Raw genomic sequence first — 7,805 nt, 5'->3', positions numbered from 1 at the left:
CGCATCAGCGTCCTGTTCGCCATGCTCCGCGACGGAACCTTCTACGAACCGAGAAGCCCTCGACTCGCTTGACGAAGGACATAGAGGCACCCCCCCGCTCCCTTCCGGTGCCCCGCCCCCTCTCGGTGCCCCGCTCCCTCCCGGTGCCCCGCTCCCTCCCGATCCCGGTCAACTGCCGGACCCCTTCCCTTGCCCGGCTGTTCACGGCTCAATACCAGGGTTGCGCGCACACCCCTGCACCACCCGCGCCACCCCTGCACCACTCATGCCAGCCCTGCACCACCCATGCCAGGTCGCCACGACACCTCGGGAGCAGCAGCATGTGCGAGGACCACACCGGGATCGGCAGACGCGCCGTGTTCGTGACGGGCGCCGCCGCCGCGCTTACGTTGGGAACCGTGAACTTCGCGTCGGCCGAGGGCCGGGACCGGGAGACGGAAGGAACGAGCGGGACGAGCAAGGCGAGCGGGACGAGCGAGACGAAGACGGTGCGCGGCACCCTGCCCCCGGGGTCGCCGGACTTCGTGTACGTGCCCGTGGAAGTCCCCTCGGGGGTACGGGAGATCAAGGTCGCCTACACCTACGACCGGCCGTCCGTGCCGGCCGGCACGCCGGGCAACGCGCTCGACATCGGCCTGTTCGACGAGCGCGGCACCGAGCTGGGCGGCCGGGGTTTCCGGGGCTGGTCGGGCGGGGCGCGCACGGAGTTCTTCGTCCGCGCCGACGACGCGACCCCCGGCTACCTCCCCGGACCGGTGCGGCCGGGCACCTGGCACATCGTGCTCGGGCCGTACACGGTGGCCCCGCAGGGGCTGTCGTACGAGCTCACGGTCACGCTGACGTACGGGGAGCCCGGTGAGGCCCGCACCCCCGTGTACCCGCCGTCCCGCGCGAAGGGCCGGGGACGGGCCTGGTACCGGGGCGACTGCCACCTGCACTCGTGGTACTCCGACGGCCGCCGCACCCCGGCCGAGATCGCGGCGCTCGCGCGGGCGGCGGGGCTGGACTTCATCAACTCCTCCGAGCACAACACCCACTCCGCGCACGCCCACTGGGCCGACGTGGCCGGGGACGACCTGCTGGTGATGCTGGGCGAGGAGGTGACGACCCGCAACGGGCACGTGGTGGCCCTCGGCACCGATCCGGGCACCTTCGTCGACTGGCGCTACCGGGCCCGCGACAACCGCTTCGGCCGGTTCGCCCGGCAGATCCGGCGGGCCGGGGGCCTGGTGGTCCCGGCCCACCCGCACGCCACCTGCATCGGCTGCACCTGGAAGTTCGGCTTCGGCGAGGCGGACGCGGTGGAGGTGTGGAACGGGCCGTACACGCCCGACGACGAGGTGGCGCTGGCCGACTGGGACGGCATGCTCGTGGCGTCGGTGCAAGGCGGCCGGGACGGCTGGATCCCGGCGATGGGCAGCAGCGACGCCCACCGCGACCCGGACGTGGTGGGGCTGCCGCAGACCGTCGTCCTCGCCGACGACCTGAGCCGGGAGGCGATCCAGGAGGGCATCCGGGCCGGGCGGTCCTACGTCGCCGAGTCGGCGAAGGTGTCGCTGTCCTTCACGGCGTCGGGCCCGCGGGGCGAGCACGCCGGGATCGGCGGGCGGCTGCGGGTGGAGCGCGACGCCCCGGTCACCGTCCGGCTGGAGGTGGCCGGGGCGCCCCGCTGCACCGTCCGCCTCGTCACCGACCAGGGCGTCCTGCACACCAGCGCCCCGCTGCCGGTCTCCGGCTCCGGCACCGTCGAGTGGCGGACCACCGCCTCGTACGCGGCCTACGTCCGGGCCGAGCTGCGGCACGAGGCGGCGGCGGGCCCGGTGCCGGGGGCGCTGGCGGCGTTCACCAACCCGATCTTCCTGGGCCGCCGGTAGGAAAGTCCCGCGGGTCTCAGTCCTCCACGACCAGCGCGGGCGTGCTGGTCGTGAGGACCTCGCCGCGGAAGAAGGCCGGGCTGCGGCGCCGCATCACCAGCATGATCACCAGGCCGAGCAGCAGCAGCCCGACGCCGATGACGAAGACGGAGCCGACGCCGAAGACGGAGGAGCCGCTGCCGTACTCGGGGTTCCACATGTCGTACAGCGTCTTGCAGAAGACGGCGGTCAGGCTCACGCCGCCGAGCAGCGGCAGGACGCCCTTGAAGAACGCGTCGCGCGCGGAGCGGGTCAGCTCGCCCCGGAAGAACCAGGCGCAGGCGAAGGCCGTCAGCGCGTAGTAGAAGCAGATCATCAGGCCGAGCGCGTAGATCGTGTCGACGAGGACGTGCTCGCTGACGAGGGTCATGACCGTGTAGAAGACGGCCGTGGCGACACCGGCGGTGACGGTCGCGCGGCCCGGCGTGCGGAACTTCTCGTGCACGCGGGCGTAGGAGGCGGGCAGCGCCTCGTACGCGGCCATGGCGAGGACCGTGCGGGCCACCGGGATGAACGTCGTCTGGAGGCTGGCGGCGGCCGAGGCGAGCACGGCGACGAAGAGCAGGATGCCGAGGCCGTCGCCCATGACGGGGCCGGCGAGGGCGGCGAAGACGTTGTCGGAGGTCTCGGGGTTGGCCAGGCCCAGGCCCTCGGTGCCCGAGCCGACGGCCATCTGGGCGGCGACGGCGGTGACCAGGTAGGAGCCGACCAGCACGACCATGGAGATCAGGGCGGCGCGGCCCGGGGTCTTCTCGCTGCCGACGGTCTCCTCGTTGGCGGTCAGGCAGGCGTCCCAGCCCCAGTACATGAAGATCGACAGGGAGAGGCCGGCGCTGAAGGTGGCGAACGAGCCGACCTCGAAGGGGTTCAGCCAGGACCAGGAGAAGTCCAGGTGGCCCGGGAAGGACCCGGAGCCGGCCTTGCCGAAGGCGAAGACGACGAAAAGGGCGAGCACCACGAGCTGGAGTGCCACCAGCGCGTACTGCACGCCCTTCGTCGCCGTCATGCCCCGGTAGCTGACCGCCGTGGCGCCGGCGATCAGCGCCAGGCAGGTCACGATGTGGACGGCCTTGTTGCCGTCCAGGTCCGCGACCGCGTCGCTGCCGGTGAGCTCACCGGCCAGCAGCCAGAAGTAGGAGGTGGCGACACCGGCGAGGTTGGACAGGACGATCACCGTGGCGATCACCAGGCCCCAGCCGCACATCCAGCCGACGCTCGGCCCGAAGGCCTTCACCGTCCAGGTGAAGGAGGTGCCGCAGTCCGGCACCGCCTTGTTCAGCTCCCGGTAGGCGAAGGCGACCAGCAGCATCGGCAGGAACCCGACCAGGAAGATCGCCGGGAGCTGGACGCCGACCTCGCCGGCGGTGGAGCCGAGGGTGGAGGTGAGGCAGTACACCGGGGCGACCGTGGAGACGCCGATCACCGCGCTGCCGAGGAGGCCGACGGAGTTCCCGCCGAGCCCTTTGCCCCGTACGCCGTCGGCCTCGTCGCCGACCGGGGGCCGCGTTACCGCCTGTGTCATGGCACAGGACGGTAAATTGTGCGATTTCCATGGAAGGGGTGAGAAGTCAGAAGACGGAAACCCTTGGGATACCTGGGATTCGCAAGTCGATCCGAGAAACCTCCATGGATCATACGGCCAGAATTATCCGACGGTTCACACTTGCAAGGCCGTGCGACCTCCACGAGGAATGCGGGAATCGCAGCGCCGCCCGGAATGCCCGATTCCATTTTTCCCGTGTGAGCTGCGCCACACAGCGCCGGGAGCCGTTCCGGAGGCGCGCGCGGACCGCGATCGTGGGGGCCATGCCCGACCTCGCCGACCTCCGGTTCCGCGCCGCCACCACCTTCCAGCGCCGGGTCGCCAACCCGCTGCTGCGCCGCCTCCCCTTCCAGACGGTGCTGGAGACCACCGGCCGCGTCTCCGGCCTGCCCCGCAGGACCCCGGTGGGCGGACGCCGCGTCGGGGACTCCTTCTGGCTGGTGTCGGAGTTCGGCGAGCGGTCGCAGTACGTCCGCAACATCCGCGCGGACCCGCGGGTGCGGGTGCGGATCGGGGGCCGCTGGCACACCGGCACCGCGCACCCGCTCCCCGACGACGACCCGGTCGCCCGCCTGCGCACCCTGCCCCGGTTCAACAGCGCGGCGGTCAGGGCGTTCGGCACGCACCTGATGACGGTCCGCGTGGACCTGGACCGCTGACGGCCGGCCACTCCCCCCTCCGCTTGTCCGTGTCCGTGCGAAGAGGATGTGCAGACCTTGTGCCCTCCCCCCGCCCCGCCTGTGACCGGGGTCTCGCACGGCTGACGGAGTCGCCATGAACAAGGCAAACTGACGTAGTTGCTCAGGATGTCTAGGGGGACGGCATGGACGGTGTACCGCGCGTACCGGAGCAGCGAGGCCCCGGCTCCCCGGAGAAGCCGGGGGCAGCCCTGCGCTTCGGCGTGCTCGGCCCGGTGCGCGCCTGGCGCGGCGGCGAACCGGTCGCCACCGGTTCCCCCCAGCAGCGCGCCCTGCTCGCCGCCCTGCTGCTGCGCGAGGGCCGCACGGCCACCGCGGCGGAGCTGATCGACGCCCTGTGGGGCGAGGACCCGCCGTCACAGGCGCTGGCGGCGGTACGGACGTACGCGTCGCGGCTGCGCAAGGTGCTGGACCCAGGCGTCCTGGTCAGCGAGTCGGGTGGCTACGCCGTACGCGGGCTGGTCGAGGGCGCCCTCGACCTGGCCGCCGCCCAGGACCTGGCCGCCGAGGCGGAGAAGGCCCGCACCGCCGGCGACCTGTGCCGCGCCCGGGAGCTGCTGGGCCGGGCCCTGGAGCTGTGGGACGGGGAACCGCTGGCGGGCGTGCCGGGCCCCTACGCCCAGGCCCAGCGGGTCCGCCTGGAGGAGTGGCGGCTCCAGCTCCTCGAATCCCGCCTGGACATGGACCTGGAGCAGGGCTGCCACGCGGAGGCGGTCTCGGAACTGACCGCGCTCACGGCGGCGCACCCGCTGCGGGAGCGGTTCCGCGAGCTGCTGATGCTGGCGCTGTACCGCAGCGGACGCCAGGCGGAGGCCCTCGCGGTGTACGCCGACACCCGGCGGCTGCTCGCCGACGAGCTCGGCGTCGACCCACGCCCGGGGCTGCGGGAACTCCAGCAGCGCATCCTCCGGGCGGACCCTGGCCTGGCGGAGCCGTCGGCACCGGCCGCCGAACCGGCCGCAGCGCCGGTCCGCCCGGCCCAGCTCCCCGCGACCGTACCGGACTTCACCGGACGCGCGGGCTTCGTACGGGAACTGAGCGAGGTGCTCGCCCGTGCCGACGGCCGGGTGATGGCGGTGTCCGCGCTGGCCGGCATCGGCGGCGTCGGCAAGACGACCCTCGCCGTCCACGTCGCCCACCAGGCGCGGCCCACCTTCCCCGACGGGCAGCTGTACGTCGACCTCCAGGGCACGGGCCCGAGGCCGGCGGAACCGGAGACGGTGCTCGGGTCCTTCCTGCGCGCGCTCGGCACGGCGGACTCGGCGATCCCCGACTCCCTGGCGGAACGGGCGGCCCTGTACCGCTCCGTCCTCGACGGCCGCCGCGTCCTCGTCCTGCTCGACAACGCCCGCGACGCGGCCCAGGTCCGCCCCCTGCTGCCCGGCACCGACGGCTGCGCCGCCCTCGTCACCTCCCGCGTCCGCATGGTCGGCCTGGCCGGGGCCCACCTGGTCGACCTGGACGTGATGTCCCCCGACGAGGCGCTGGCCCTCTTCACCAGGATCGTGGGCGAGGAGCGGGTGGCGAGCGAACGCCAGGCCGCGCTGGACGTGGTGGCGGCGTGCGGCTTCCTGCCGCTGGCCATCCGCATCGCCGCCTCCCGCCTGGCGGCCCGCCGCACCTGGACGGTCTCCGTCCTCGCCGCCAAGCTCGCCGACGAACGCCGCCGCCTGGACGAACTCCAGGCCGGCGACCTCGCCGTCAAGGCCACCTTCGAACTCGGCTACGGCCAGCTCGAACCGGCCCAGGCGCGCGCCTTCCGGCTGCTGGGCCTGGCCGACGGCCCCGACATCTCGCTGGCCGCGGCGGCGGCCGTCCTGGACCTGCCGGCGGAGGAGACCGAGGACCTGCTGGAGTCCCTGGTCGACATGTCCCTGCTCGAATCGGCGGCGCCCGGCCGCTACCGCTACCACGACCTCGTACGGCTCTACGCGCGTGCGTGCGCCGAACGGGACGAGCAGCCGCCGAGCGAGCGCGAGGCGGCGCTGTCGCGGCTGGTGGACTTCCACCTCTCCACGGTCGCCGGGGTCTACCTGATCGAGCGCCCCGGGGACCGGCTGGTGGACCACCTGGAGCGCACCGACCATCCGGGGCTGGCGTTCGCGGACCGGCACGCGGCCCGGGAGTGGCTGTACGCGGAGGCGGTCTCGCTGCTGGCCTGCGCGCGGCAGGCGGCGGCCCGGCCCGGCACCCTGCGGCGCGCCGTCGACATGCTGTGGGCGGCCGTCGACCTGGCCGAGTCGGGCGCCAACTCCAAGGAGTACGAGGCGGTCGCCACGCTGCTGCGGGACGCCGCGCGGGAGGCGGGGGACCCGCGCGCGGAGGCGCGCGCCCTGACGGCGCTGGCCTTCGTCCACCACATCTCCGGCAGCCGCTTCGACGTGGCCCTGCGGGAGGCCGAGCGCGCCGCCGAGCTGGCCCGCACCGCCGCCGACCCGCTCACCGGGTGCTGGGCCGCCAACATCAGCGGCGTGGTCGCGCTCTACCAGAGCCGGCACGAGGAGGGCGAGGCGCACTTCAACCGCGCCATCGAGGACTTCCGCGCCCTGGGCGACCGTCCGGGCGAGGCCAGCGCGCTGTGCAACCTGTCGCGCATCCACCTGGCCACCGGCCGCACCGAGAGCGCGGTCGCCCTGGCCCGGCAGGGCGCGGCGATGTACGACGACATGAACCACGCCCTGAAGGGGGCCAACGGCCGGTACGCGCTGGGCCTCGCGCTCACGCAGAGCGGGCGGCTGGCCGAGGCGACGGAGTGCCTGGAGCGGGCCCTGAGCGTGTTCCGGGGCAGCCGCCAGCGCCTGTGGGAGGGCATGACGCTGTTCCGGCTCGCCGAGCTGGACCTGGCCGCCGGGCGCCCGGCGGGGGCCGCGGCCAACGCCGAGGCGGCGCTCGCGCTGCTGCGCGGCATCGGCGGGGACTGGCGCCACGGCAACGTCCTCACCGTCCTCGGACGCGCCCTCAACGGCATCGGCCAGCGCGACCGGGCCCACGTCTGCTGGCGCGAGGCCCTGGAGATTTTCGAGGCCCTGGGCGCGCCGGAGACCGACGAGGTCAGGAGCCTGCTGGCGCCGGCGTCCGTGGCCTGACCCGGCGGCACCGTCCGCCTGGGCGGCGGGCGTTCATCGTTCGTTTATCGCCTCCCGGCATCCTCAATCATGTCGAGTCGTCGCCTCGGGGGGAGCCTCGTGGGGGGGCAACAGGGGGCAGGCGAATCGGCCGGCGGCCGGACCTCTATGGTGTACCGGCCCGACGGGGGTCCGACCCGGCAGCCGCGGGGGTGCTGCCGGGCGGTCCCCGTCCTTCCGACGCACCGACACCACAGGGGAGCCGAGCAGATGACCTCGAACACCAACGGGAACGTCCACGCCACGGACGAGCCGGCCGCCGACGCCACCACGGACAACGTCCACGCCACCGGCGAGCCCCTCGCCGTCAAGAACGTGCACGCCACCAGCGAGCCGCTCAAGCCCACCGCCGCGAGCACCACCGGCGACGCCACCACCGACAACGTCCACGCCACCGACGAGCCGGTCTGACGGGGACCGGCTCCGCAGGGGGACCGGCCGCGGCGGCGCGGAGGGGGAGCCGCCGCGGCCGAGGCGTGTCCGGCCGGCCTCACGGCACCGGAGCAGTCTGAACACCCGGGCCTCG

At 73.8% G+C, this 7,805-nt stretch carries 5 protein-coding genes; 4 read left to right on the top strand and 1 reads right to left on the bottom strand.

The genetic code is table 11. The features are described from left to right. Positions 1 to 320 precede the first annotated feature (320 nt). Complete coding sequence (locus ABZ340_RS02560; protein ID WP_358779889.1) at positions 321 to 1,874, top strand: CehA/McbA family metallohydrolase; 1,554 nt, start codon at positions 321 to 323, stop codon at positions 1,872 to 1,874. 16 nt (positions 1,875 to 1,890) lie between these two features. On the opposite strand, the gene ABZ340_RS02555 is transcribed toward ABZ340_RS02560, so the two are convergent. Next, complete coding sequence (locus ABZ340_RS02555) at positions 1,891 to 3,435, bottom strand: APC family permease (RefSeq protein ID WP_358779888.1); 1,545 nt, start codon at positions 3,433 to 3,435, stop codon at positions 1,891 to 1,893. Between the two features lie 284 nt (positions 3,436 to 3,719). Here ABZ340_RS02555 and ABZ340_RS02550 point away from each other — a divergent pair, with 284 nt between their 5' ends. From ABZ340_RS02550 to ABZ340_RS02540, 3 genes are all read left to right on the top strand, one after another. Next, the gene (locus ABZ340_RS02550; protein ID WP_358779887.1) at positions 3,720 to 4,115 is read left to right on the top strand and encodes a nitroreductase/quinone reductase family protein; all 396 of its coding nucleotides are present in this window, start codon (positions 3,720 to 3,722) and stop codon (positions 4,113 to 4,115) included. A gap of 164 nt (positions 4,116 to 4,279) precedes the next feature. After that, positions 4,280 to 7,240 (top strand): BTAD domain-containing putative transcriptional regulator, encoded by a 2,961-nt coding sequence (locus ABZ340_RS02545; RefSeq protein ID WP_358779886.1) that lies wholly within the window; start codon positions 4,280 to 4,282, stop codon positions 7,238 to 7,240. A gap of 249 nt (positions 7,241 to 7,489) precedes the next feature. Continuing rightward, positions 7,490 to 7,690, top strand: a complete 201-nt coding sequence (locus ABZ340_RS02540) for a hypothetical protein (RefSeq protein ID WP_358779885.1) — start codon at positions 7,490 to 7,492, stop codon at positions 7,688 to 7,690. Positions 7,691 to 7,805: the final 115 nt, after the last annotated feature.

The organism is Streptomyces sp. NPDC006134 (assembly GCF_040628835.1).
GTDB lineage: Bacteria > Actinomycetota > Actinomycetes > Streptomycetales > Streptomycetaceae > Streptomyces.
This window is presented reverse-complemented; position numbering and strand designations above follow the sequence as displayed.

Excerpts from the sequence above, each read along its gene's own strand:
- ABZ340_RS02555 (WP_358779888.1), bottom strand. The coding sequence starts at position 3,435 with ATGACACAGGCGGTAACGCGGCCCCCGGTCGGCGACGAGGCCGACGGC.
- ABZ340_RS02540 (WP_358779885.1), top strand. The coding sequence starts at position 7,490 with ATGACCTCGAACACCAACGGGAACGTCCACGCCACGGACGAGCCGGCC.
- ABZ340_RS02550 (WP_358779887.1), top strand. The coding sequence starts at position 3,720 with ATGCCCGACCTCGCCGACCTCCGGTTCCGCGCCGCCACCACCTTCCAG.
- ABZ340_RS02545 (WP_358779886.1), top strand. The coding sequence starts at position 4,280 with ATGGACGGTGTACCGCGCGTACCGGAGCAGCGAGGCCCCGGCTCCCCG.
- ABZ340_RS02560 (WP_358779889.1), top strand. The coding sequence starts at position 321 with ATGTGCGAGGACCACACCGGGATCGGCAGACGCGCCGTGTTCGTGACG.